The organism is Trichocoleus sp. FACHB-40, from assembly GCF_014695915.1.
Taxonomy (GTDB): domain Bacteria; phylum Cyanobacteriota; class Cyanobacteriia; order Cyanobacteriales; family FACHB-T130; genus Funiculus; species Funiculus sociatus.
This window is the reverse complement of sequence record NZ_JACJPF010000103.1, coordinates 97,701-122,910: the sequence shown is the minus strand read 5'-3', so window position 1 is coordinate 122,910 and position 25,210 is coordinate 97,701. Positions and strand designations below refer to the sequence as shown.

21 protein-coding genes and 1 pseudogene are annotated in these 25,210 nt (G+C 46.3%); 8 read left to right on the top strand and 14 right to left on the bottom strand.

Translation table 11 applies throughout. From position 1 onward, the window contains the following. Positions 1-25: 25 nt before the first annotated feature. The 3 genes from H6F63_RS25230 to H6F63_RS25220 are packed head-to-tail and all read right to left on the bottom strand — an operon-like array spanning position 26 to position 1,723. Positions 26-853 carry a hypothetical protein gene (locus tag H6F63_RS25230; protein WP_190640067.1) on the bottom strand — a complete coding sequence of 276 codons (828 nt, stop codon included), beginning with the start codon at positions 851-853 and terminating at the stop codon, positions 26-28. Between the two features lie 33 nt (positions 854-886). Beyond that, positions 887-1,177 carry a hypothetical protein gene (locus tag H6F63_RS25225; RefSeq protein WP_190640066.1) on the bottom strand — a complete coding sequence of 97 codons (291 nt, stop codon included), beginning with the start codon at positions 1,175-1,177 and terminating at the stop codon, positions 887-889. A 45-nt stretch (positions 1,178-1,222) separates the two neighbouring features. Further along, positions 1,223-1,723, bottom strand: coding sequence for a hypothetical protein (locus tag H6F63_RS25220; RefSeq protein ID WP_190640065.1), 501 nt, complete (start codon positions 1,721-1,723; stop codon positions 1,223-1,225). Between the two features lie 248 nt (positions 1,724-1,971). Here H6F63_RS25220 and H6F63_RS25215 point away from each other — a divergent pair, with 248 nt between their 5' ends. Next, positions 1,972-2,682 carry a gamma-glutamyl-gamma-aminobutyrate hydrolase family protein gene (locus H6F63_RS25215; protein ID WP_190640064.1) on the top strand — a complete coding sequence of 237 codons (711 nt, stop codon included), beginning with the start codon at positions 1,972-1,974 and terminating at the stop codon, positions 2,680-2,682. A gap of 82 nt (positions 2,683-2,764) precedes the next feature. Here the strand turns inward: H6F63_RS25215 and H6F63_RS25210 are convergent, their stop codons facing one another. From H6F63_RS25210 to H6F63_RS25200, 3 genes are all read right to left on the bottom strand, one after another. Then, entirely contained in the window at positions 2,765-4,003 is a 1,239-nt protein-coding gene (locus H6F63_RS25210) for an RNA-guided endonuclease TnpB family protein (protein WP_190640063.1), read from the bottom strand. Between the two features lie 136 nt (positions 4,004-4,139). After that, a complete protein-coding gene (locus H6F63_RS25205; RefSeq protein ID WP_190640062.1) occupies positions 4,140-8,312 on the bottom strand; it encodes an ATP-binding protein in 4,173 nt (1,390 codons plus the stop codon). A 7-nt stretch (positions 8,313-8,319) separates the two neighbouring features. Beyond that, positions 8,320-8,616 carry a helix-turn-helix domain-containing protein gene (locus H6F63_RS25200; protein WP_190640061.1) on the bottom strand — a complete coding sequence of 99 codons (297 nt, stop codon included), beginning with the start codon at positions 8,614-8,616 and terminating at the stop codon, positions 8,320-8,322. 92 nt (positions 8,617-8,708) lie between these two features. Here H6F63_RS25200 and H6F63_RS29555 point away from each other — a divergent pair, with 92 nt between their 5' ends. Next, positions 8,709-8,891: a hypothetical protein gene (locus H6F63_RS29555; protein WP_199298270.1), complete on the top strand. Its 183-nt coding sequence runs from the start codon at positions 8,709-8,711 to the stop codon at positions 8,889-8,891. A gap of 301 nt (positions 8,892-9,192) precedes the next feature. Beyond that, a pseudogene (locus H6F63_RS31190) lies at positions 9,193-9,785 on the top strand (DUF6745 domain-containing protein); the annotation flags it as partial. 59 nt (positions 9,786-9,844) lie between these two features. On the opposite strand, the gene fghA reads toward H6F63_RS31190, so the two are convergent. The 3 genes from fghA to H6F63_RS25180 form a co-directional block, all read right to left on the bottom strand. After that, complete coding sequence (gene fghA, locus H6F63_RS25190; RefSeq protein ID WP_190640060.1) at positions 9,845-10,693, bottom strand: S-formylglutathione hydrolase; 849 nt, start codon at positions 10,691-10,693, stop codon at positions 9,845-9,847. Positions 10,694-11,108: 415 nt separating this feature from the next. After that, entirely contained in the window at positions 11,109-11,915 is an 807-nt protein-coding gene (locus H6F63_RS25185) for a hypothetical protein (RefSeq protein ID WP_190640059.1), read from the bottom strand. A 92-nt stretch (positions 11,916-12,007) separates the two neighbouring features. Continuing rightward, on the bottom strand, positions 12,008-13,747 hold the full coding sequence (locus H6F63_RS25180) for a D-Ala-D-Ala carboxypeptidase family metallohydrolase (protein ID WP_242020102.1): 1,740 nt from the start codon (positions 13,745-13,747) through the stop codon (positions 12,008-12,010). A 25-nt stretch (positions 13,748-13,772) separates the two neighbouring features. Between H6F63_RS25180 and H6F63_RS25175 the strand changes: the two genes are divergently transcribed. Both H6F63_RS25175 and H6F63_RS25170 read left to right on the top strand, forming a co-directional pair. After that, complete coding sequence (locus tag H6F63_RS25175) at positions 13,773-14,546, top strand: HAD family hydrolase (RefSeq protein WP_190640058.1); 774 nt, start codon at positions 13,773-13,775, stop codon at positions 14,544-14,546. A 404-nt stretch (positions 14,547-14,950) separates the two neighbouring features. Then, positions 14,951-15,223, top strand: a complete 273-nt coding sequence (locus H6F63_RS25170; RefSeq protein ID WP_190640057.1) for a hypothetical protein — start codon at positions 14,951-14,953, stop codon at positions 15,221-15,223. 44 nt (positions 15,224-15,267) lie between these two features. Here H6F63_RS25170 and H6F63_RS25165 read toward each other — a convergent pair whose 3' ends face one another. Both H6F63_RS25165 and lepB read right to left on the bottom strand, forming a co-directional pair. Beyond that, positions 15,268-16,161: a Uma2 family endonuclease gene (locus H6F63_RS25165; RefSeq protein ID WP_347276836.1), complete on the bottom strand. Its 894-nt coding sequence runs from the start codon at positions 16,159-16,161 to the stop codon at positions 15,268-15,270. Further along, a complete protein-coding gene (gene lepB, locus H6F63_RS25160) occupies positions 16,139-16,693 on the bottom strand; it encodes a signal peptidase I (RefSeq protein WP_190640078.1) in 555 nt (184 codons plus the stop codon). Before lepB ends, H6F63_RS25165 begins: the two co-directional genes overlap by 23 nt. A gap of 265 nt (positions 16,694-16,958) precedes the next feature. Here lepB and H6F63_RS25155 point away from each other — a divergent pair, with 265 nt between their 5' ends. After that, complete coding sequence (locus H6F63_RS25155; protein WP_190640056.1) at positions 16,959-17,585, top strand: D-Ala-D-Ala carboxypeptidase family metallohydrolase; 627 nt, start codon at positions 16,959-16,961, stop codon at positions 17,583-17,585. A 331-nt stretch (positions 17,586-17,916) separates the two neighbouring features. On the opposite strand, the gene H6F63_RS25150 is transcribed toward H6F63_RS25155, so the two are convergent. After that, positions 17,917-18,396, bottom strand: a complete 480-nt coding sequence (locus H6F63_RS25150; RefSeq protein ID WP_190640055.1) for a pentapeptide repeat-containing protein — start codon at positions 18,394-18,396, stop codon at positions 17,917-17,919. A gap of 131 nt (positions 18,397-18,527) precedes the next feature. Between H6F63_RS25150 and H6F63_RS25145 the strand changes: the two genes are divergently transcribed. Both H6F63_RS25145 and clpB read left to right on the top strand, forming a co-directional pair. Next, the gene (locus H6F63_RS25145; protein WP_190640054.1) at positions 18,528-19,292 is read left to right on the top strand and encodes a Uma2 family endonuclease; all 765 of its coding nucleotides are present in this window, start codon (positions 18,528-18,530) and stop codon (positions 19,290-19,292) included. Between the two features lie 394 nt (positions 19,293-19,686). Then, positions 19,687-22,308: an ATP-dependent chaperone ClpB gene (gene clpB / locus H6F63_RS25140; protein WP_190640053.1), complete on the top strand. Its 2,622-nt coding sequence runs from the start codon at positions 19,687-19,689 to the stop codon at positions 22,306-22,308. A gap of 40 nt (positions 22,309-22,348) precedes the next feature. Here the strand turns inward: clpB and H6F63_RS25135 are convergent, their stop codons facing one another. After that, positions 22,349-22,915 (bottom strand): Uma2 family endonuclease, encoded by a 567-nt coding sequence (locus tag H6F63_RS25135; protein ID WP_190640052.1) that lies wholly within the window; start codon positions 22,913-22,915, stop codon positions 22,349-22,351. Positions 22,916-23,047: 132 nt separating this feature from the next. After that, entirely contained in the window at positions 23,048-25,114 is a 2,067-nt protein-coding gene (fusA, locus tag H6F63_RS25130) for an elongation factor G (RefSeq protein WP_190640051.1), read from the bottom strand. Positions 25,115-25,210: the final 96 nt, after the last annotated feature.

The window sequence follows — 25,210 nt, the reverse complement described above, 5'->3', positions numbered from 1 at the left end:
CATTAGCTATTAACAACTTGCCTTTTTAAAACCTTCCGCTTCTGTTGAAATAAACCCGCTCTAGTTCATTCAAGTCTCGGCGCAACATTGCCCAGTCGCTTTCAACCTGACCGCCCAAACGTCGGCGCTGCATGAAAGTATTTATTTGATATGCGCTAGTTAGCACTTGCTGGACATCAGAGGTAGCAGCTTGACGATCGTTGTAGCGATCGCGCAGCCGATTTGTCGCACTTTCAAAATTTTTGGCATACTGGTTAATTTGGTCTTCGCGGTTGGAACCATCCAGACGAGTGCGGTCTAGTGCTTGGTCGAGGCTACTGCGAAACCGATTGGCGTTTCTTTCTATGTTGTTTACCAGTTGCTGCACTTGCCCATTGTAGGATCGGCGATCACCTCCTGGCGTGGTCGTTCCTGGGGCGATGCGATCTAGTTGCGCCAAGTCTCGACGCAGACTCGCCCACTCGCGTTCAGCGTCACCTCCCAAACGTCTGCGCTGCATAAATTCATCTATTTTAGCTGCCCTATTTAGCACTTCCCGAACATCACTGGAAGCAACTTGTCGTCTGTTGTAGCGATCGCGCAGCCGATTTGTCGCTTCTTCAAAATTTCTGATGTACTCGTTGATGTTATCTTCTCTGCTGGAACCATCCAGACGGCTGCGATCTAGCGCTCCGTCAACGATACGGCGAAAACTATCTGTTCTCGTTTCTATCCGCTCTAAAAGTTGCTCAATTTGCCCGTAGTAGCGGCGATCAAGGCTTTGCGCCTGCACCTGTTGGGGAATTATTATAGTAGGGCTGGCAATGGCGACGAGGAGCGCTGTTAAAAGAACTGGTTTGAATCTGTTGAGCATTTCTCTTTACCTCGAAGTTTAAAATTTGCTGCTTTACTTTTCAAAGAGCCTAATAAAAGCAAAACTTTCCCCTGAAGGGATACCTACGAAAGGAGATTTACCCGCACCAGTTCGCCATGCCTTCTCTCCTGTTGGAGGTACTGCTTTACCCGTTAGCGCTTTAATTTTTGCTTCCGATTGGCGCTGCTGTTGGAGAATTCCTTTTGCTTGCAGTTCTGCCAAATTCTGAGACTCTTTTCTAGAGCAGTATGTTCCTTCAGATAGATAGAGTATCGCCCAATTCCTTTTATCTAATACTCGCCGTTCCCCAGGCAAATCCGGCAAAAAATCACCACAAATTTTGTGCTGGTCTACAAGGGCGCTTTCGGTTCAAGCAATGCCTTCAGGAAGGTACTCGGCTGGAATTGGGCGATCGCTGCGCTCCTCGTCCCATAATAGGGAGATAACCAACCAGCGATCGCCATTTTTGAGCAGTTGAATACTATTGATGCCACGCGCCAGGGGTGTCGGATCGTCTGCCTTGTAACGGGCATCAAATGTGCTAAAAACATGGGCAATATTCCCAAACAATTCCAGACGGCGGGAAATTTCTACTTCGTAAAATCCCCGCAACTTTCCTGTTTGAATTTGTTCAGCCATTCGGGAAATAAAGGTTTCAACCGACATTGCCTCGACGCTATTTATCTTCACATGAATCATTTGTCCAGCTGGAGCAAATAGCGATCGCAGGAGGTTCCAGTTTGGTTCTCCCTCAACAAAAGAAATTGCCGCATACAACTCTTTGACAGTTGCATCAATTGCCGCTACATCAGTGAGAGTAGCTAGGGGAATAGGTGGCTGTGCTTCATTCATATCTTTGGCCTTGTGCATAGTTGTCTTAATTTTACTAAGGGTGCAGTATCTCTCAATACAAATTTCTGATTGCGACTTTGATTTACTAAAATTCAAAGTTATTTGATTCGTTTATGTAGGGGTGTACAGCCGTGCGCCCCTATATCTGTATGCAGAACAATGCTAAATGTGATTTATGCAATTTCAAACATCAGGACGGGAATACTGATAATACCCAGGTGACAACCTGAGAATTAGAACAATATATCAACTGCTAAAATTTGAAAATGAAATCTAAACCGCCACTTATTGGAATCACCACCGCCGGACAGTTGGGAACGAGTCTGTTCTGCGTGCGGGGCGAATATGTAGACGCAGTGAGACTAGCAGGTGGCTTACCCATCTTATTACCGCCGGGAGAACCCGATCCAGGTGCCATTTTAGAACGAGTGGATGGTTTAATTTTATCTGGCGGGGGTGATATTGAGCCGACCCTTTACAATGGTTCATCGCATCCGACAGTTTATAACGTAGATCAGCAACGCGATCGCTTTGAGTTAGCTTTAGCAAAGTTGGTGCTGGCTACAGATATTCCAGTTTTGGGTATTTGTCGCGGTTTAGAAGTGCTGGTGGTAGCAACTGGCGGTAATTTGGTGCCACATTTGCCAGATGAATTTGGGGAAGCGATCGCGCACCGTTCTCATCAGTCTCGCCATTCTGAGCATACTGTAAAAATTTGCCCACAAAGTCGCCTCGCATCTACGATTGGCATCACAGAGGCGCATATAGTATCTTGGCATCATCAAGCTGTGCGGACAGTTCCGGCGGGGTGGCGCGTCACGGCAAAAGCTGGTGATGGTGTTATTGAAGCATTAGAGCATGAAACGCATCCTTGGGCGATCGCTCTCCAATGGCATCCAGAAATGGCACCCCACGATCCGCATCAGCAACGCATCTTCCAGTCGCTAGTCGAAACAGCACGCGATCGCATGATGTAATTTTCAAGAAATAGAGGATGCGATCGCCTGAAGGATATCTAGTGGCAGTTCGCTACAAATAAAAGTTTTGATTGGAGCTTCTTCAGACAGCATTGACACTCACCGTTCCTTTCATGAGCGGTGATTCTTCATTCACAGACTTAACTTGCTCTGACAGGATTGCTCCAGCCAAAGTAGAGGTCGAATCTCCTGAAGCGTTCGGATCTAAGACCCAAGTTCCGGTATGCCCTACCGTACTCAAGGCTGATTTCAGGATGTTGATAGCAGCGTTCCAGTCTCTATCTAAGACAAACCCACATTCGCAAACGTGAGTTCTCATAGATAGGGACTTTTTCACCGTTGCACCACAGTTAGAGCATTCTTGAGAAGTATAGGCAGGATTTACCGCAATGGTTATCTTGCCAAACTTTACTCCGAAATACTCTAGCCATTTCCTGAATTGATACCAACCTGCATCATTGAGCGACTTAGCGAGACAGTGATTTTTAACTAAGTTTTTAATCCTCAAATTTTCGTAGGCGACCAAATCGTTTGATTGGATAACGGAACGCGCCACTCTCTTAGCGTGTTCTTCTCGCTGTCTACTTATTTTGAGGTGTACTCGCCCTAGTCGATTAATGGCTTTCTTCCGGTTGGCAGAGCCTTTCTTTCTGCGAGAAACACGGCGTTGCCGAAACTTTAACCGCTTCTCGCTTGTTCTATAAAACTTAGGTGATGGTTCACTATGACCATTGGAGTCGGTGTAGAACTCTTTGAGTCCAACGTCTAAACCAATAGTTTTTCCTGTCGGTTCTACCTCTACTTTATTTTCAGCACTGATTAAGAACTGAACATAGTATCCATCCGCCCGACGAACTATCCTAACCCGTTTTATCTGATCTAACTGGTAGAAGTTTAAATCCCACGTCCCTTTGAGTTTAAGCTTGCCTATCCCTTTCTTGTCGGTGAAGGTAATTTGCTTTCGAGTTTCAAAAAGTTTCCATCCGCTAGTCTTGTATTCAACCGAACGGCAATTCTTTTTAAATTGTGGATACCCTTTCTTTCCCGAAATAGCCTTTTTGCAATTGTCGTAGAACCGAGCAATCGCAGAATAGGCTCTCTCCACTGAAGCTTGGCAAGCGTGTGAGTTCAAGGCGTTGACAAATGGGAATTCGGCTCTCAGTGACGTGTTATACCGATACAGCTCTTTCTGCCCTACACCTCGGTTGTCCATCCAAAAACGGATGCACTTATTCCGAACAAATTGAGCAGTTTTGATTGCTTCGTCTATTGCCGCGTATTGAGTTGTTTTCCCTTTGACCTTGAACTCTAAAGCAAACATTTGACGTGGAAAACTTCTACATCAAAATTTTAGCACGAATAAGAAAAAGCCGTTCTAGAAGGACGGGGCTTGTATCCCATTATTTTCGGTCAAACGGGCAAGATTCGACAGTAAGGTAGCGAGCGTTTTGCCCGATTTAGACTGATGATACTAATTCGACGACTATCGCCACCACGACCTCTGGCTCAATGGGTTTTGCAACGTGACGTTGAAAGCCTGCTGCCTCTGCTTGCTGTCGATCGAGTTCTCCGGCATAGGCAGTCAGGGCGATCGCAGGAATTTGTTTCCCCTCCGCAAGTGCGCGAATTTGACGCATCAGCATATAGCCATCCATTACTGGCATTCCAATATCGCTGACGATGATGTTAGGAACGGATTGGGAGAAAGCCCTTAGTGCGTCAATTCCAGAAGCAACGGTGGTAACGATCGCACCAGCTTGTTCTAAAACAAAAGCCACAAACTCTCGTGAGTCCGTTTCGTCATCGACGACTAAGATGTGAATACCGCTCAAATCACTATCTCTAACAGGTGATGGATCTAAGGTTGGTGATTCAATTAACCGAGGTGCTAAGGGAATTTGAACTGTGAATGTCGCACCTAGCCCAATACCTGGACTGTCTGCTGTAACCGTACCACCGTGCATCTCGACAACTTGCCGCACGATCGCCAGCCCCAATCCCAAACCCCCAAATTTACGAGTTGTGGCTCCATCCTCTTGCCGAAAATGCTCAAACACATAAGGCAGAAAGTCAGGATTGATGCCTTTTCCAGTATCGGTGACTTGAATCTGGGCATGAGTTCCACTTTGGGTTAACCTAACGGTAATTTGCCCCCCTTGAGGGGTGAATTTCACGGCATTGGATAAAAGATTCCATATTACTTGCTGCAAACGCCCGGAATCGCCAATTACCATTCTTTGGGAGGGTGAAAAGGTGGTTTGAATTTGCACTGACTTGGCTTCGGCGGCTAGTCGAACGGTTTCTAACGCGGCCGAGATCACCATATTCAAGTCAACAGACATCGCATTCAAGCTCAGTTTGCCGCTCAGAATGCGGGAGATGTCGAGCAGGTCATCAATCAGCTGTGCCTGGAGTCGGGCGTTGCGTTCGATCGTGGCAAGGGCGGTAGCCGTTTTTGTAGCGTCCAGATTCCCTCGCTGTAACAAGTTCGACCAGCCGAGAATCGGATTAAGCGGCGATCGCAACTCATGAGACAGCACTGCCAGAAACTCGTCTTTAATGCGGTTGGCACGTTCGGCGGCTTCTCGTGCAGTCTGTTCGCGTTGCAGGAGTTGTTCGCGTTCAGCTTCGATGCGCTTGCGATCGCTAATATCTTTGAACACAACCGCCACTTTTCGAGCTTCTGGCTGCCCGGTGCGGCAAGCATAAACGTCGAACCAACGGTTCAGTGCTTCGGAGGCATTCTCAAAACGAACGGGTTCACCCGTCAGGGCAACTTGTCCGTAAATCTTAATCCAGTGGTCTTCAAAATTTGGAACTAACTGACGCACGGTTTTACCAACTGCTTGTTGAAGTCCTGTTTGTTGCTCGAAGACAGGATTGATTTCTAAGAAGCGGTAGTCGATCGGCGTGTCATTGGCATCAAACAGCACTTCAATGATGCAAAAGCCTTCATCGATCGACTCAAACAGCGTTCGATAGCGTTCCTCAGATTGGCGTAAGGCAGCCTCAATACGTTTGCGATCGTTGATATCCCGAAAGAAAAGAGATAGCCCAGTCGGTGAAGGATAAACGTGAACCTCAACCCACACATCAAACGGAGCATAATATTCCTCAAATTCCACCGCGATTTGCTCACTGAGCGATCGGCGATACTGCAATTCAAACTGATTGCCGATCGTGCCTGGGAAGGCTTCCCACATCGTTTTGCCCAGCATTGCTTCTAAGGGAGTTCGCGACACTCGTTGTGCGGCTTCATTAGCATAGGTCAAGCGAAAGTCGAGATCCATTGCCATAAACGCATCGGTTACGCGCCCCAGAATGGTTTGCTCTCGCACAGTTGCTTCCTGCCGCAGCCGTGCCAGCTTCAAACTTGCTTCTACCCTTGCCAGCAGTTCACGCGCCGAGAACGGTTTAATCAGATAGTCGTCGGCTCCGGCCGCGAGTCCTTCAACGCGGGATTCTTCGCCGGCGCGGGCTGATAAGAGAATGATGGGAATGTCTTGGGTTATGGGATTAGAACGAAGCGATCGCAACAACTCAAACCCATCCATTCCCGGCATCATCACATCTGTCAATATCAAATCGGGCGGATTCTTCTCAATGGCAGTCAATGCGGCAACGCCATCGGCGACGGTTTGAACAATATAAGAACCGCTCAGGAGTCGCCGAATATAATCGCGCATATCAGCGTTATCATCTGCCAATAAGATTTTTGATTGAGCGACCTGATTGGCTGGTGCCAGATTTAAGTTAGTAGGATTATTGTCTAATTCAAAATCCACAATCGGCAATCTAAAATCGCCTTCTGGCAACCACCGTTGAGCTTCTTCGACATAGGGTATTGCCCCTAACGCCGTTGATGCTAACGTGCAACTGGCACGAATGCGCTCTGGCGGCAGATGAGCAGTTCCGGCGGGAATCGTCACCGTAAAGCAACTGCCCTGCCCGAAGGTGCTGGAAACCGCGATCGCTCCCCCATGTAGTTTGACGAGTTCTTGCACCAGCGACAGCCCAATGCCAGAGCCTTCAAAACTCCGTCCTTGAGAATTTTCGACCCGATGAAATCGCTCAAATAAATGCGGTAATTCTTCAGCCGGAATGCCGACTCCTGTATCCGCAACCGATAATTTAACGTGAGAGTCTACCCACTGCAATCGAACAGTAATTGAGCCAGATAACGTAAACTTAAAGGCATTTGATAAAAGATTGAGAACGATTTTTTCCCACATTCCGCGATCGACATAAATCGCTTCGGGTAAGGGTAGAAAGTCCACAATCAGCGACATTCCGGCTCGTTCAATCAGCGAGCGAAACGTGCTGGCAAGTTCCGCCGTATAAGTTGCCAAATCTACAGGTTCATAAGCTGCTTGGACTCGACCTGCTTCGATGCGTGAAAAATCGAGCAAGCTATTGACAAGTTTGAGCAGCCGGATTCCGTTCCGCTGCACCAGTAATAATTGTTCGCTTTCTTGGGGTGGAATGGTTCCATCCAGATTCGCGATCACCTCTTCCAACGGCGACAGCATTAAGGTCAGCGGTGTGCGGAATTCGTGGGAAACATTGCTAAAAAAGGTGGTTTTGGCGCGATCGAGTTCTGCCAGTGCTTCGGCGCGTTTGCGTTCTGCTTCATAGGCTTGGGCATTTGCGATCTCTGTGGCAATATTGCTGGCTACCAGGTCAAAGAAGCTCCGGTATTCATCATCAAACGCACGTCTAGGGCTAATTCCAAGAACTAGAAATCCTGCTAATAGGTGCTTTTGACCCGCCATCGCGATCGGCAAGACTATCGCCTGCTTCGACGGTTCATCCCAGGCTCCACCAGAGAGCATCCCAAACCGGGTGATTAATTCATCAATAATCTCAGCATCGCCAGTCTTCTTAACCTGTGCAAACTTCCAGCAATCACCTTCAGTAGCCAAGTCAACAAGCTTGGGCCCCGCGGGTGTCCCAGCGTCTATCCTGACTGTTCCCACCAGCCGAGCTTGTTGCCCCTCCTGTTCGACCAGGTACAGCAAGGCAAAGGAAATGTCGTAAGGATTGTTCGCAAGGGTAGCGCAGGCCATGCGACAGGTTTCCTCAACGGACTTGGCTTCTCCGGTACTAGCGGCGAGTTCCCGTAACGTTCTGAGCCGCCGCTCACCAATCACTCGTCGGGTCGTTTCAGTGACAGCCGTAAACGCCCCTCCCACCTCGCCTGTTTCTAGAAAAATTGGGCTGTAGGAGTAGGTGAAAAAGGCTTCCTCGGTGTATCCGTAGCGATCGACTAGCAGCAGCATATCGTCAGACCAAGTTGCCTGTGCTGTTTCCAGTACGCTCTCTAGCTGCACGCCAATAATGTCCCAAATTTCTGACCAAACTTCTTGTCCGGGTCGTCCTAGTGCCTTTGGGTGTTTAGTCCCCAGGATGGGTTGCCAAGCATCGTTGTAGAGCAACACTAATTCTTTCCCCCACCAAATGACCATCGGGAAGCGGGAGTTCAAGACTAAAGGCACAATGGTACGTAAGCTTTGAGGCCAGGTTTCGACAGCCCCCAGGGGCGTTTGCGACCAATCGCGCGATCGCATCAACGCACCCATCTCGCCACCACCCACAAACAAATTCTCAGATAATGTGCTGACTTCACCCATGACACGCCTATCCTTCGTGTGAGAAGTGCTGCGTTAGCAGCCGTTGGATTCCGGCTCGAAGCGTTTCTGAAGAAGACTGGCTGAGTTGATCAATTAGTGCGCGAAACTGTTTTATTGCCAGAGGTGAAGGCTGAATATGCCCGTTTTCCCACCGATTGATAGTCGCGTAAGCAACACCCAGTATCTCTGCAAGCTGCGCTTGAGTCAAGTTGGTCAATTGCCCTAGTTCATCAATTAATTTGCCAACTTCAGGCTGCTCCAGCACAGATTTGGTGTTGACTGCTGCATTTTTAGGAAAGCCCATAAAAGTGGTATACGTAACAAATATTATAGTTCTTATCCATCATAAGGTAGAAAAAAGCAATGTTCTGCCCTTATAGATAAATGTGGAGTTATATGGCAAAGACTAAGCTTAAAAGTCTTACTCCTGAACAAGAAGCACTGATTCCTGTAATCCGTGAAAAATGGAGAGCAATTGTTTTCTCCAAAGGACTAATTAATCGCTCAAAAGCTAAAAAATCGGTTAAAGTTGCTTACTCCGCAATTGGCAAAAAAGAGCCTGAAATTATTTTTTTTTGATAGCCCTTATGCAGCTTTGAACAGCCCAATTCTAAATACAAAAGGGAGATTGTTAGCAAATTTATTTGACTTTGAGCTGAAATGGAAATTAGAGCAGCAACTGATGAGCCACAGGGCAAGACAATTTCAGTATCTAGCGTACCAACTAGATATCGGACTGTTGATGGGACACGAGCTGGATGATGGACGAAGTAGACTACCGTCCAGTCTACTGTTGAACCAACTGAGAAGACAATCCAGTAGCCAATTCCTTGATGGTTGCGTGTAGCCTCAATTATGGGCTTGTAGAGGTGGTTTGTATGACTTCTGTTTTTCTGTTTTAAATTGCACTCACGACAAAAGAAAATGGTCAGCGTTTCAGCTATTGGTAAATAATTGTGGTTGGATTTATCATTTTGAAAATGCTTGTTTTGTCTGCGTTAGCGAAGCTGCGCGTTAGCGCTTCGCCCTACCCAATCCTCTATCGATCATTAAAATCGCCTACATGCAGAGGGAAAACCAGCAATTAAGTTTGCAGATGGATACAGTCTTTACTCATATCACGGCGTAAGCTTACCTGAAAAATATGGTAAAGTACACCCCCAGCAGTGGCCAGCAAAATGGCTTTTAGAAGAAGATAATGCGGAACTGAAGCGGGTATTAATTCAAGGGATTGGCTACGCCCGAATCTGCCAAGAATTACAAGCGGCTGCGTTAGATACTTGGCAAGAATACACCTTATTAAAAATAGATAATAATGTCGATATTGAGCCAGTTTACCTGTTAAAAATGACTTGCCCTAGCACTGAATTTATTCACGCCTTGCATGTGCCTCCTGATGTTAATTCAGCTAGAAAAGCAATTCGCTGGGTGAATTGGGGAATCGATCCTGAAGAATTTTCCGTGCAAACATGAAAATACTCCCTCAAAACCAATTTTCCTCGTTCCCAGGCTGCGGACTGGGAACGAGAAATTTAGCTAAACAGCGCGATCGCGTGGTGGCGGATGTGATCTTCAATGAAAGTGGCGATAAAATAGTAACTGTGGTTGTAGCCTTCTTGGTAGCGCAAAGTTAGCGGTTGTCCCGCTTCTGCACAGGCTTTTTCAAACGCCTCTGGAAGCAGTTGTTCGGCGAGAAACTGATCCGCGGTGCCTTGGTCGATGAGAATGGGGCGGTTAAATTTGGCACTCAGTACCAATTTGCTTGCATCGTAGTCGCGCCAGCTTTCCTGATCTGCGCCAAGGTAGTTACTGAAAGCTTTCTGACCCCAAGAACAGCGCATCGGTGCGGCAATGGGTGCAAAAGCTGAAACCGATTTATAAATATCAGGGTTTCTTAAAGCACATATTAAAGCTCCGTGTCCGCCCATCGAATGCCCGAAAATCCCCATTTTTTCAGGTTGTACCGGGAAATTATCGGCAATTAGAGCGGGTAATTCGCGGACAACATAGCTGTACATTTGATAATGCGATCGCCACTTTTCCTGAGTAGCATCAACGTAAAATCCTGCACCAGTACCAAAATCCCAATCTTTATCTTCACCTTCAATTCCCGTATTGCGAGGGCTGGTATCTGGTACAACGAGCATTATCCCGTACTTAGCAGCAAATTGTTGTGCGCCAGACTTACCCATAAAGTTCTCTTCAGTGCAAGTCAAACCTGAGAGGAAATAAAGAACTGGTACTGGTGCTGATTTTGCTTGCGGTGGCTGATAGACAGAAAATCGCATTTCGCCGTTACAAGTATCAGAAACATGGCTGTAAAAACCAACTTTACCGCCAAAACAAAGATGTTCAGAAACCAGTTTGGGAAACGCTGACATAAGGGTTCATCCAATAGTATGCCCACACTCCTGTTGCGGTCAATGCTCCGCAAACGAAGCCGTAGCGTTGGCAGGCTTGATTATACAGGCTTTGTTTGTGTAACGCCAGACTAAAGTCTTGAGCGGATCGCTCGATAACCAAGCTGAGCTAATCCAATTTTAGATTAGAAACTATTGCATATATAGCACAATACGGTTCAGTTAAGAATAATTGTAGTACCCCGTCTATCATAAAATGTTTGGTTAATTGTAGGAAATGGTTGAGGTGCGCGTTACCCAACTTTATCAGGATTTTGTTGGGTTGCATCGCTTAACTATCCCCTACTATTAATAACTAGAGTGATCGCTGTGTCTCCCCCACACATGAGGCACCTCAGTAATAGCATTCCCAGGCTGAGCCTTTTAACGAGGAAAATTAAGTACCAGCAGCCCGCTTCGTGCGAAAACTCACATTTACCCCATCGCTTAATTGCTCTAGCACCAACAGAGGTGTTGGCTTTGCCTTCTGATCCCAATTTAGTTTTACAATGCGCCCCTGAATTGTTGGTTGCCAAGTATCGTGATCGTCTGCTGGAGAGAGGAATGTTTCGATACAGTCAATAATTTGGCTAATCGTAGCAGAAGTAGCCTGAGTAGGTAATTTCATTAACTTAATTTGGATGCGGAAAAGCACCCGTTTAGAGCGCTTTGTGCCTTCTCCCGTCTCATAAGCAACATCAAAGATTTCATCCACTTGACGAGCTTGCGTACTAGCAATTCCAACCGCTGCTTGTGATGCTTGAGTCGGACGAAGAGCTAAAGTGATTAGTTCTTTAACTTTAACTTTAATTTGATTGACGACCGCAAAATGAAACACCTCCTCCTCCATTCGCATTCTCAGGTAGTCTAAGTTAAACTCCCGCGAGTTAACCAAGTCAGGATTGCTTTCCATTCTATGAATAGAATCAAGCGCCAACTTTAACTTTTTCTGGAGGTCTTTGATTTTAAAATCTTGTAACTTGGCTCTCTTTGCTATCTCATTAGATTTGATCTTGACAAATACTCCCCCAGCAACTAGCAGTAAAGCCAGTCCTCCGGTGGTGAACATCCAGATTGACGGTGGTTGAGGGTTAGCAGCTGCGGCTGCTTGTTGTGCGGTTTGAGTTTTTTTGGCTGGGAGTTGAGTCTTCTTAGCAGGGGTTTGAGCTAAAAGAGCGTCTACAAAAATGATGGGAGTGGACATATAGGCTACGGCTAGAAATTGATGTCTATTATCAGGATGCCCAAAGTAAAAGTTAAAAATGAAAAATAATTTAATTTTCCATTTTTATTGATTTAGTTTTGCCACCGCGTGCGGTAACATCGCGCATCAATATGGCATAGGTTTGGAAATCGGGTGTAGCGGCCCAAGCCACCAGACCACCAGGGGTCGAGGAACCAATAAAGTTGAGCGCCAGAAAGCCCTTCGCAGGTGAAGTCTATTGCATCCCCAACAATATGACGGCTGTATAATGCGCCACCAAGCGCTCGATTAATGGCTGGTGGTCGATACCAGCTGGCGATTAAGATTGGCCGTCCAATGCGATCGCGTGCTTTCTGTGCCATTTTAGCAATCCGGACGATCGCATCTAAAGTCTCTTGATTGGGTGGCATCCAGATACCTCCAGAGGTAGCTTCTGCCCAGGTAAAGTTGCCATCCGGCACAATCGCAGCCGACAGTTGAATATTTTCTAGCGTCCAGTGTTCGGGACGCTCTTTAAAGATAACTGGCATTGGCTTGGGTGGAGAATCCGGGGAATCTTTCCGCGCCTTATCTATGCGTTTGAGATCGTCGAACAGGGAACGGATGGCTTGATCTCTAGTCACATTGCGCCAAAGTTGAACCAGACGAATTAAAGCTTCCCGTTGGTAATCCAGTTCTTTATATTCAATAGGCAAACGGCGGACAAACTCTAGTAATTCATTGTCCAACTGGACGGCAAGATGAGAGAAGGTAGTGCGATCTGCGGTACTGCTACCCAACATTTGGGGATCGATGCCCAAAGCCGCCAGCGCCGCCGCACGCGAGTCTAATTTCCGCCAGAGTCGCAATAACTCGGTGAGGGCATGGCGTTGGGTTCCCGTTCCTTGATAATACTGGGGGATAAACTGCACAAAGGCAATCAGTGCGGGATCAATTATTTTGATTCCAGTTTCGGCGGACGTGTTGTTCAAAGATGCGATCGCATCTTCCCGCGACTGGAGTTGTCGCCACAGCTGAGTTAGGCGCAGCAGTGCTTCCCGTTGATACGGATAACCAGAGTAATTTTGGGCAACTTGCTGGATAAATTGCTTCAGGGGAATATCTAGCGCCGATTCATCGAAGTTGTCTTCAGCTAAGGCTTGATCCCCCCTAACCCCCCTTGGAAAGGGGGGAGAAAAGTCCCCATTTTCAACGGGGGTTGGGGGGATCTTCTGCAAAGATGCTGCGGAAAGCTTTGCGATCGCATCTTTCCTGGTATCCAAGTGATGCCATATCCGCACCGCTTCCAGCACCGCATCCCGTTGTTGAGGCAAGCCTATATAGTAATCAGCAACACGTTCCACCAAACTTACTAACGCCTGATCCAGATAAGCAAGATTTTCCGGCAAGCCTGCCACCGAAAAATCTATAGCCATGTCTTTCAGGTAAGCTTGCAGTAGCGCATCAGCGTTACTTGCTTCCAAAAGCGCCGCCGTGGGTTCGCTGGCAGATGGTACATAACCAGCAGCGACAGATTGAAGGAAGCGATCGCTATAACGACCTTTTTCCACATCCCACATTTCGGCACCTTTCCACCCCTGAACAACTAAACTGTTGCACAGACTTCCAATAGTATTAGCCGCATATTGCACCTGTTTCGGAAAAGAATCTACCTCTTCCAAAGGAATCCGGTTAGCCGGAGAGATGCCCAGCCCCTTTTCTGTGTCCGATAGCGACGGTGAAGAGTGTACTTGATAAAGCGCTGCCAAAATCGGCTTGTGGATGCCCGTGCGTTCCGCTTCTAAAAGATAGTAGTAATTGCGCTGGTTTGGTGTCAGTGTTGGCATAGCCATTTTTTTTTCCCACTAAAACCACTTTATGATCACTTTCCTACCGCTTCATCAAGCTAATATGAAGAATTACTTGAAAAATGTTCGTCTAGTTGCAACCGACATGGATGGCACCTTGACGAGCCAAGGCAAGTTTACCGCAAGTTTACTCCAAGCTTTAGAAAATTTAGCAGATGCCAGCATTCCCGTGCTGATTGTCACCGGGCGTTCCGCTGGCTGGATGAGTGGTTTAAGCGCGATATTGCCAATTGCGGGTGCATTAGCAGAAAACGGCGGTTTATTCTACCCATCTGGCACCGAAACCCCAGTAACTTTAACCCCCATTCCTGATATTGTCGCCCACAGACAACAGCTTTATCATATTTTTGACCAACTCAAATCTAAATTTCCTTATCTTCAAGAATCTGGTGACAATCGTTTTCGCATCACCGATTGGACATTTGATAATCGCGAACTGACACCCGATGATCTGCAAACCATAAACGCATTTTGTCAAGAATTGGGCTGGAGTTTTACCTACAGTTCCATACAGTGTCACATCAAACCAAAGCAACAAGATAAAGCAACTGGGTTGCTGCAAGTATTAACCCATCACTTCCCTCAATACCCACCAGAACAAGTTGTCACAGTTGGCGATAGTCCCAACGATGAAAGTTTATTTAATCCTCAATATTTTCCCGTTTCTGTTGGTGTGGCAAATGTTTTAGAGTATGCCAATCAGTTAATTCATAAACCCGCTTACATTACCAAGTTTGCCGAAGGCGAGGGATTTTGTGAATTAGCGAAATTACTTTTAAAGTAGAGTGGGATAGAATTTTTGTAGTCTGCATTCCTATTACTTTCGGACTTTCGCGTACAAAAACTGCCCTTTCTGCCTTAAAAGCCAGCCGACCCAGGCTTCATTTGTTCGCCCTTAACTTTGGTAGTTAGCTATTTGTGCTTATAATTCTGGTGTCCCTAATGGGAACAGTTTGATGATAACTTTCCCAATTCGATTGCCCCAGAAGAATACGATATATTTAAAGATCAGTACACTTTGGATTGTTACAAATGGCTTGGCTACACCAGCATTTTAAAAAAGGACGCTACAGAAGGATATTACCTTATTAAATATACTGGTTTAGAGTTGTCATAAATTTAAGCTGAAGTAAAATTATAAATTATCACTGTCCTACCATCCGCATTAAGAAAAACGAGTAATCAAGAATGGTAGATGGAAAAACCTATGAACTCCTAATAATTAGTCATCAAGGTAAAACTGTTGAGGACATAATTCAAATTAGTGATATTTGGAGTACATTAAGTTATGCTAAATCTCAAGTAGGGAAGGAAGCGCATAATATACTAATTGAATTTGATTGTAATTTAGAGGAACAGCATAACGATTTAATACTTTACTGGCACAAATTAGTGGAAAGCGTACATTATGAAAACATAAAAAAATATCGCCCAATTCCCTTTGAGTTGTTATGGAATTAATGAGCGATCGCATTCGTCATCAAGTAGCAACGCGATCGCGCTATCTAAAGGTCATCGGGATTAATTCCCCGTTCTTGTAACTTAGCCATTAACTCTGCAAGCTGCTGTTGAACGCCCTCAGCACGTTCGCGTTCAGTTTCAGCACGTTGACGTTCAGTTTCAGCACGTTGACGTTCAGTTTCAGCGCGTTGGCGTTCCTGTTCAATGACATTCTCAGGAGCAGGGAAGCGGTTTCCGTTCTGGTCATACCAGTAGAGCCAATCACGAGTCCAACCATGATGCGTCCCCGACTCGTACCCAATGCCTAAATCAATTTCTGGTATCCATACTGGGTTGCCAAACTGTCGGATATAAACCCCATTTTCTAACCGATAAACTTCAAAAGGATCATGCTTGTCCCGCCGCCAGTAATCAGGGTTGTAGATAACGTAATACAGCGCCCCGATGCTGGCATATTTGGTCATTTTGTCGTCATATTCCCCGCCTTTTGTTTGGGAAACATATTCTAAGACAAACTGGGGGACAACCTGTTCTTGCCAAATTAAATAGCTGAGTCTTCCTCGGTTACTCTTGTGTCGCGGTACTCCTAAACTTAAGAAACCATCCGGTACAATTGCTGGCTGTTGGGGGTCATAATAAACTCCCATATTGATCCCAAAAAACCAGTCCGTGCGGTTTGCCCATAATAGACATAGGATGACGCGCAGCAGATGAGGAATCAAAAGTTGAAATTCGTTATCCACAGGGGTATTGTCCGAGTTGGGCAGATCCTCCTCTGTGGAAAGGTACTGTAACGGATTGTACTGTACCATATAAGACTTCTCTTTTATCCTAATTGCTTGCATTTTAGCAAAGTAATCAGGGTTTTCTGCCTGGCAATAAAGCGTTTTCTTACTGGAGCGATCGCGTCTGATTTCACCTAGCAGAAGTATTAGCAAAATTTGGCTTCAATTTGCCCAAACGGTCGAAAGGCCAGAAGCGCACAAATGCTTTACCGATGATGCGATCGCGTGGTACAAAACCCCAGTAGCGACCATCATAACTATCTTTGCGGTTGTCACCCAATACTAAATAAGAATTAGCCGGTACAATAACTGGACCCCAATCTTCCCCCTTAGTATCTCCAATATAGTTTTCCCGCAAAAGTTGGTCATTTATATAAACTCTTCCGGCTTTGATTTCTACCTTTTCTCCTGGCAACCCGATCGCACGTTTAATAAATGTATCGTGGAAATTTTGTTGTTGTAGCTTTTCTGTGGGTGAAAACAACACAATGTCGCCACGCTGAGGATTTTCAAAGTGATAACTTACCTTATCCGCCATCACGCGATCGTTAACTTCCAAGGTAGGCAACATAGATCCGGAAGCAACATAGCGACTTTCGGCAACAAAGGTGCGAAAACCAAAGGCAAAAATTAGGCTTAGTCCAACTGTTTTAAAACCCTCAAGCCAAACATTATTAACTTTCATCTGCTGATGTTTATCTATCACTTTTTCCTCCCTTGATATAGTGTTGCTTTAGTTTACTTCGCTAAGCCTTGAAGACGCTAAGCTGATGTGATTGTGCCATTTTGCAAGATGTAAAGGGCTGTAAAGCAGATTGCCCATGTCTACAACGTCTCTCCACAAGTGGGTTGGGAATGCGATTGCTATTTATTACATTTACCTGAAGATACTGGTACGGTAGCGCGGTAGGCTGGTATCAGGGAATTGCCCGCTGGAGGGATCGATCGATATGGAATTCAAACTGAGGAACGCCTTTAAGTTTTATCAAAATTTAGATCATCAAAATCAAGCCATTGATGAGCTAGAACAATGGTTGCACGATAAGCACCCAGAGGAGTTAGAGAAATTTCACCAAGCTTTGCTAAGTGGGCCCACCCCAGAAATTCACGCGGAAGCGATCGCCGTACCTAAAAAACAAACCAGTGAAATCCTTGATCTAGCAAGCTACTCGGATAAAATTCGTTTAGACGATCCGATTATTCCAGGGGGCGATATTACTTGGGCAGCAGCGATTCCTAATGGCGATCGCCACCTCCCCGAAAACAAAGAAATCGTCCAAAATATTATCACCCTAGCCGAGCAGCTACAAGTTATTAGAGACCAAATTGGCAAGCCTTTCCGCATCACCAGCTGGTATCATCATCAACCCTTCGGTTTTAAGCTCAATGGAGCGTCGAAGAAAGAGTATGTCATGGGAGGAGCTGTTGATTTCTGGGTGGAGGGCTACACTGGTCCTCAACTGGCTCAGATGTTGGATTGGTGGGAGGGCGGTTTAGGTACGTACCTTTATGTACCCTACATGGTTCATCTAGATATTGGCCCCCGCCGCCGCTGGCAAGCACCATATCCCCGTTAGGGAGAGTTATGAGTTTAAACAGCCTTCAATTCAAACTTAACACTCAAAACTCTTTTATTACGAGATAGTAGGAAAGTTATAGCAGTCCTATTTCATTTGTAAACTGTAGGACAGGCGAGAACGCTACAGAGGAAAAAATATTTCATAACTCGTTTAGGACTGCTATATCAACAAATGTGCTCTTTAGAGCGGGAATCAATTCGACAATCTACATCTTAAAATCGGGAAAGTTAATTGTTAATGGAAAAGTGAAAAGTTAGGAGGTGAGGAGCCAGTAATTAGTAACTTTTAACTAACTTTAATCCCAATTCCCAATTCCCAATTCCCAATTTTAGTAATTAATTCCCAATACACCTTGCAGTATAGTTCCCCTTAGCTGGGCCAGGTATAAATTAGCATTTTGCAGATTAACACCAAGCAAGTTTGCATCTATCATCTTGGCGTATGCTAAGTTAGCAAATCTCATATCTGCCTGTTGCAAGTCAGCACCTTCTAAGTTGGCACCGCGCAAGTTAGTAAATCTCAGAAAGGAATTTTGCAAGTTAGCTTGCTGGAGTTGGGCGCGATCTAAATTAGCTACGTACAAATTAGCACCCGCAAGATTTGCTTTTGTCAAATTAGCTTTTGTCAAGTTTGCCCGTTGCAGGTTAGCATCTCTCAAGTCAGCGCCGCTTAAATCAGCACCGCTGAGATCACAACCTAAACATTCTTTGGTTTTTAGTAAACGATCTACGTGTCCCGGATTTGCAGCTTGTACGGGTGTTGTTAAACACAGCACTGATAGCGCGGCAACTAGCGTTTTGAGTTTCATAGTATTTATAGCATTCTAATTTTATTATGGCGCTATTTAGAGGGAACGAACCGCAGAGGGAATAGGGCGAGTAGCCTCATTTTGCTAATAGCTCCCTACAATGAGCTTATATCAGAGTTAATAATGCTGCTATGACTTCCGTTACTACACAATCAGAGTTAGGTTTACTCTTACCTGACCATACGCAATTACCAGAGTCAGATGGCACATTTGTGAAAAATTGGCAAGAGCATCCCCAAAGCATCTTACTGACTGGTGCGATTCTACCTATCCTAGAGCAACGTCATCCCGATGAAAACTATTGTATTGGACAGGATTTAGGCATCTACTGGCGCATTACTGAACCACCAGAACGAGGCGCAGAAGCACCAGACTGGTTTTATGTGCCAAATGTCCCGCCTACATTCAATGGTCAAATTCGGCGTTCTTATGTCATGTGGCAAGAACATATTGCACCGTTGATTGTGTTGGAATTTGTATCTGGGGATGGACAAGAAGAACGCGACACCACACCCATGACTGGCAAATTTTGGGTTTATGAACAGGTGATTCGTCCGGCATTCTACGGAATTTATGAAGTAAATAAAGCCAGTGTTGAGGTCTATCACATGATAGAAAATCGCTATGAACTCATAGCTGCAAATGAGCGGGGACACTATCCAATTTCACCGCTTGGAGTCGAGTTGGGAATTTGGCAAGGACAGTATCAAAATACAGAATTACCTTGGTTGCGTTGGTGGGATGCACAAGGTAATTTGTTGTTGACTGGCGATGAACGCGCTGACCAGGAAACCCAACGCGCTGAAACTGAGCGCCAGCGGGCGGAAGCTGAGCGCCAACGCGCTGAGCGATTAGCAGCACAATTAAGAGCTATGGGAATTGAACCGGAAGCGTGACATACTCCCGAACAAAACGATTAAGGGCTTGAAAAACAAATGAATTTTTCTTGTTTTTTTTCAGGAGAAATGACTGCACTGCGGTTGCTGGTGCCGAATCGAGCTAAACTTTAAACTGGTAATTTAGCTAATCAGAAGTATTTAATTAACTTCAGGTTAACAAATGATTAAAAATATTATATAAAGGATTGATGAAGGAGAGCGCAGTTTGTTCAGGATTTGTTAAAGATGGGACGCTTTTGGGACGGTAATACCCAACCGTGGATACGTAAATACCGATCCTGGGATTGCACAAGGCTACTTACAATGACCATAGAGGCAGCCATAAGCCAGATGTAATGCTGATTTTTCTGTGTTATGGGTGTCTGGAGTGGTCTGTTAAGCAGTAGTTATCATGCAACCAACTAATCCGAACCAATTTACAGAAAAAGCTTGGGAAGCCATCACCCGCACCCCAGATATTGTTAAATCTGCCCAGCAGCAACAACTGGAAAGCGAACACTTGATGAAAGCGCTGCTGGATCAAGAAGGACTCGCCACCAGCATTCTCAACAAAGGTGGGGCGAACGTGCAGCGATTTAGAGAACGCACGGAAGACTTTATTAAGCGTCAGCCCAAGGTTTCTGGTAGCGGCACCTCTGTTTATGTAGGGCGCAGTCTTGATACTTTGCTAGATAGGGCTGAAGCTTTTCGCAAAGAGTTTGAAGACGACTTCATCTCTATCGAACACTTGATGCTGGCTTATCCCAAAGACGATCGCTTTGGTAAGGCTTTGTTTCAAGAATTTAAACTGGATGAAAACAAGCTAAGAACTATCATCGCCCAAGTTCGCGGGAGCCAAAAAGTGACTGACCAAAATCCAGAAGGCAAGTATGAATCTTTGGAAAAATATGGGCGCGATTTGACAGCATTCGCCCGTGAAGGGAAGTTAGATCCAGTGATTGGGCGCGATGATGAGATTCGCCGCACGATCCAAATTCTGTCTCGTCGCACTAAGAATAACCCGGTGCTGATTGGTGAACCTGGGGTAGGTAAAACTGCGATCGCTGAAGGTTTGGCGCAGCGAATTGTCAGTGGTGATGTTCCTGAGTCGTTGCGCGATCGCAAACTTATCGCCCTCGATATGGGTGCTTTGATTGCTGGTGCCAAATATAGGGGTGAATTTGAAGAACGCTTGAAAGCTGTTCTCAAGGAAGTTACCGATTCCAAAGGACAACTCATCCTATTTATAGATGAAATTCACACCGTTGTTGGTGCTGGTGCAACTCAAGGGGCGATGGATGCTGGCAACTTGCTCAAACCAATGTTAGCAAGAGGTGAGTTGCGTTGTATCGGTGCGACAACTCTGGATGAATACCGCAAGTACATCGAGAAAGATGCAGCTTTAGAACGGCGTTTCCAACAAGTTTATATCGATCAGCCCAGCGTGGAAGATACTGTTTCCATTCTGCGGGGTTTGAAAGATCGCTACGAAACGCACCATAACGTGAAAATCTCTGATAGTGCGTTAGTGGCTGCGGCTACTTTGTCTACTAGATATATTAGCGATCGCTTCCTCCCAGATAAAGCGATTGACTTAGTAGATGAAGCCGCCGCCCGCTTGAAGATGGAAAGTACCTCTAAACCAGAGGAACTTGACGAAATCGACCGCAAAATTATCCAGCTAAAAATGGAGCGTTTGTCGCTACAAAAAGAAAGCGATGCACCTTCTAGAGAACGGCTGGAAAGGTTGGATAAAGAACTTGCCGATCTTGAGGAAAAACAACGGACGCTGAATGCTCAATGGCAAGCTGAGAAAGATGTTCTCGAACGCCGTAAAACCTTCAAAGAAGAAATCGATCGGGTGAATATTGAAATTCAACAAGCTGAGAGAGAGTACGATCTTAACAAAGCTGCTGAATTGAAATATGGCAAGTTGACCGAATTGCAACGTCAGTTAGAAGAGACGGAAACGCAACTAGCGCAAACTCAAAATAGTGGGCGATCGCTACTTCGGGAAGAAGTCACTGAATCTGATATTGCTGAAATCATTTCTAAGTGGACTGGGATTCCGATCAGCAAGTTAGTGGAATCAGAGAAAGAAAAACTCTTGCAGTTGGAAGACGAACTACACAAGCGCGTCATCGGTCAGGATGAAGCGGTGACAGCTGTAGCTGATGCGATTCAGCGATCGCGTGCTGGTCTTGCCGATCCAAATCGTCCAACTGCTAGCTTTATTTTCCTTGGGCCCACTGGTGTTGGCAAGACGGAACTCGGAAAAGCCCTCGCCGCTTATCTATTCGACACCGAAGAAGCTTTGGTGCGAATCGATATGTCCGAATACATGGAGAAGCACAGCGTTTCCAGGCTTATTGGTGCGCCTCCCGGATACGTCGGTTATGACGAAGGCGGACAATTAACTGAATCTATCCGTCGTCGTCCTTACGCAGTGGTGCTATTCGACGAAATCGAAAAAGCTCACCCAGATGTTTTCAACATCATGTTGCAAATTCTCGATGATGGTCGCGTTACCGATTCTCAAGGTCACACTGTAGACTTCAAGAATAGTATCATCATCATGACCAGCAACATCGGTTCGCAGTTCATCTTAGATTTGGCTGGTGACGATAGCCAGTACGATGAGATGCGTAGTCGGGTAATGGAGGCGATGCGTACTAGCTTCCGTCCAGAGTTCTTGAACCGAATTGACGAAATTATCATCTTCCACGGCTTGCAGAAGTCGGAACTGCGGCAGATTGTCCAAATCCAAGTCAAGCGATTGGAAAAACGGTTAAGCGATCGCAAGATGTCTCTCAAACTTTCCGAAGCTTCTCTTGACTTTTTGGCAGAAGTTGGATACGACCCAGTTTTCGGCGCACGTCCCTTAAAGCGTGCCATTCAGAGGGAACTGGAAACCCAAATCGCCAAGGGTATCCTGCGCGGCGAATTTAACGACGGCGACACCATCTTTGTCGATGTGGAAAATGAGCGTCTTGCCTTCAAGCGCTTACCAGCTGAGTTAGTAACTGCACATTAAGTATTAGGTAGGGTGGGTTTTTTCCCACCCTATTTTTTTATCAATTAAACAACCGCGCCACAGGACAAGTAAAACCGGGAAGCAAAGGCGAAGTCAGTTCATCGCTGGCAAACAATGTCGCTGTTAGCACCAATGTTGCCCCCTCTCGTCGATAAATCTGAATTTGCTGCAAACGCCAATCCACTATCCAGTATTCCGTGGCTCCCTGCGATGCGTAAAGTTTCAGTTTCACCTGTCTATCTCTGCGTTCATTCTCCTCGCCTGGAGATAGCACCTCAACCACCAACTCTGGTGCTGCGGTTAAATGCCCTGCATCATCTAGCACAGCAGCTAATCGTTCCTTGCTTGCCCAAACTACGTCAGGAATCACGTTATCAGCATCTGTAAAAATGATGCCAGCACCACTTGCAGATTCTCCTAGACCAGTCTGTCGCGACCAAAAATTCAACTCTGTACAAATGTTGCTACATACTCTTTGATGACCCCAGTGTGGTGCGCGTGTCACAAATAATTCTCCATCCACAATCTCATAGCGATTCCCGTTATCTGGCAACAACTCCAGATCGGCAACTGTCCAACGGACTCGATCGGTAGTGGTTTGGCTCATCAGGCACTCCTTGAGTGTGTTACTCCATTTTATGAGTGCAAAGAAAAGACTGAGAACTAAAATTTAGTCCTCAGTCCGCGAAGAGAGTGCCGCTACGCGAACACTCCTTAGTGCTATTTTCAGATGAAGGCTTTAGCCGCGCAGATGGGCAGCTTCCATCAGCTGCTGTTGCAGATTCGCGGGTACCGGCTTGTTGGAGACGAACTCCATTGAGAAGTTAGCTTGACCGGAAGAAAGCGATCGCAACTGTGCAGAATAACCGAACATTTCCACGAACGGCACTTCCGCACGGATGACAGCGTAATTTTCCATCGTCTCAGAACCCAGCAGGACGCCGCGACGAGACGAGAGATCGCCCTGAACTCGACCGACAAACTCGTTAGGTGTTTCCACTTCCACGAGCATAATCGGTTCGAGGATGACTGGCGTTGCTTTGGCAAAAGCTTGCTTGAGTGCAAGACTCGCCGCAGTTCGGAACGCCATTTCCGAAGAGTCAATCGCGTGGTAGGAACCCGCTTCTAGTATCGCTTTGACACCAACAATCGGATAACCGATGAGATGTCCGCTTGCGATCGCTTCGCGGAAACCTTTCTCGCAAGCGGGGATGAATTCTTTGGGAATTGCACCACCAACCACCCGATTCTCGAACGCAAACGGTTCTTCGCAGGGTTCAATCCGACCGATAACATGAGCATATTGACCGGGACCACCGCCTTGCTTCTTGAGCCTGTAGTCGAAGGTTGCCGACTGGGTAACGGTTTCGCGGTAAGCTACGGCGGGCGCACCGACGTTCACTTCGGCGTTGTATTCCCGCTTCATGCGTTCAATGTAGATTTCTAGATGCAGTTCGCCCATCCCCGAAATCAGGGTTTCCTTGGACTCCGGATCGATGCTGACGCGGAAGGTAGGATCTTCTCGTGTAAAGCGATTGAGCGCTTTCGACATTTGAGCGGCATCTTCCTGTTTCTTGGGCGCGATCGCTAGCGTCATCACAGGTTCTGGCACAAACATCCCCTCTAAAGAAAGGTAGGTTCCGTCCGAGCAGAACGTATCGCCAGAAGCGCAGTCTACGCCCAGTAAAGCTACAATGTCCCCAGCTGCGGCACTTTCGACCTCCTCGCGTTTGTTCGCGTGCATCCGCACAATTTGGCTCACTAGCACCCGTTGGTTGGTGCGAGTGTTGTAGATGCGTTGTCCCTCGTGCAGCGTCCCGGAATAGATGCGGGTATAAGTCAGTTGTCCATACTCATCTTTGGCGATTTTGAAAGCCAAGGCAACGAGTGCGACTTCCGTGTCTGGATAGACATGAATCGGCTCATTGGTCGAAATCGCGATCGCTTTCACCACCTCTCTATCCACTGGAGACGGCAAATAAAGAGCAACAGCATCTAATAGGTTTTGAACCCCCTTATTTTTGAAGGCGGAACCCATCATAACTGGCGTTAATTGCAAGCTTAAAGTTGCCCGACGAAGGGTTTCCCAAATCATTCCTTTGGGGATTTCTTCGCTCTCAAGTAGCATCTCCATCATTGGTTCGGAGAACATAGAGAGTTGATCGAGCATCTTTTCTCGTGCTTCTTTTGCCTCCTCGCGTAAGTGTTCGGGAATCGACTGAATGACGCGAATTTCGCCTTTTTCTCCAGCAAAATAGTTTGCCGTCATTTCAATCAAATCAATGACGCCTTCAAACTTATCCTCGCTGCCGATAGGATACTGAAGCAGTACCGGGTTCAAACCGAGTTTTTCTCGCAGCGATCGCACGACTCGGAATGGATTTGCACCCGTCCGATCCATCTTATTAATGAAGGCAATACGCGGCACTCGGTATCGCTTCATCTGCCGATCTACGGTGATAGATTGCGATTGCACACCAGCAACCGCGCAAAGCACCATAATCGCACCATCAAGAACCCGCAATGCACGTTCAACTTCAATCGTGAAATCTACGTGTCCGGGGGTATCAATCAGGTTAAGCTGCGTATCATTCCATACGCAAGTTGTCGCTGCTGAAGTGATGGTAATGCCTTTTTGTTGCTCCAACTCCATGTAGTCCAACGTAGCGCGATCGCTACCTCCCCGAACTTCGCCAATCTTGTAAATTTTGCCCGTGTAGTACAGAATCCGCTCGCTGAGGGTTGTTTTACCAGAGTCGATGTGAGCAGAAATTCCAATATTACGGATGCGCGTTCGGGGAATCATAGGACAAATACTCTGCCTTACCAGAGCCATGAAAAGACGTTTGCCACTTGTGCGGCAATTTTATACTACATTTATACTACGAAAGTGTCAAGGGTG